This is a genomic window from Oleiphilus sp. HI0067 (genome assembly GCF_001635735.1).
The window spans coordinates 1-918 of the sequence record NZ_LWFI01001522.1 but is presented as its reverse complement, the minus strand read 5'-3'; the positions used below and the strand labels follow the sequence as shown (position 1 = coordinate 918).

At 47.4% G+C, this 918-nt stretch carries 1 protein-coding gene; it reads left to right on the top strand.

Going from position 1 to position 918, the window contains the following annotated elements; translation table 11 throughout:
* Positions 1-33: 33 nt before the first annotated feature.
* Positions 34-918, top strand: an 885-nt coding sequence (locus A3739_RS24820) for a VIT domain-containing protein (protein ID WP_231877143.1), incomplete at its 3' end; no start/stop codon positions are given.

Genomic DNA, 918 nt, shown 5'->3' with positions numbered 1-918 from the left:
CCATGTGGCCTCTTTTTTACAAGGGAATAAGCCATGACAAACATAACAAAAACATCAATTCAACGCCTTGAAGAGCGCATCTCACTCATCGGCGTAGTGCTCTGTATTGTCGTATTTTGGTCGATGAGTGAAGCGGTATTAGCCGAGAGCAACGAGCCAAAAGGTCAGCTTCAATTTTATTCAGAAGACATGCGTACCGCTTTGGTTGCGCCTCTGGCTTTAGAAACCAATATCACAGGCAACATAAGTGGTCCTATCTTTCGCGCTAATGTTGCGCAGCGTTTTAAAAACCCTTCAGACCAATGGTTGGAGGGGGTGTATACCTTCCCGTTACCGACTAACGCGGCGGTCGATCAGCTGAAAATGTATATCGGCGAACGCGTGATTGAGGGGCAAATCAAAGAAAAACAACAAGCCAAAAAGACCTACGACAAAGCTAAAAAAGCGGGTAAGCGCACAGCATTGCTGGAAGCGCCCAAGGGGAACTTGTTTACAACACGCGTGGCGAATATCGCACCACAATCAGAGATCGTTATTGAGTTTAGTTTCCAGCAAACCTTGGATTTCAAAGATCATGGCTATGCGCTCCGTTTGCCGATTGTGGCGACACCCCAATTTGAAAAACAAAAAAGCCTAGTGGTTAAAAAGGAGCGGGTGAAAGGTGAGCGGGTGACCGTTGATCGAAAAGCATCGGATGGCGTTGAGCGTATTGGCTATCGAGAAACTGAAGAGCCCAATGCCAACCCAGTGAACATTCGTATTGATGTGAATGCGGGTCTGCCATTTGATCGTGCTTGGAGTGATAGCCACGCAGTGCATATCGAGCCCTCTACAGACAGTGCGTTTAGAGTAACTATGGATGGCGGGCCAGACGAGGCAAGTCGTGATTTTGTTCTGAACTGGTCGTATCAAGAACAG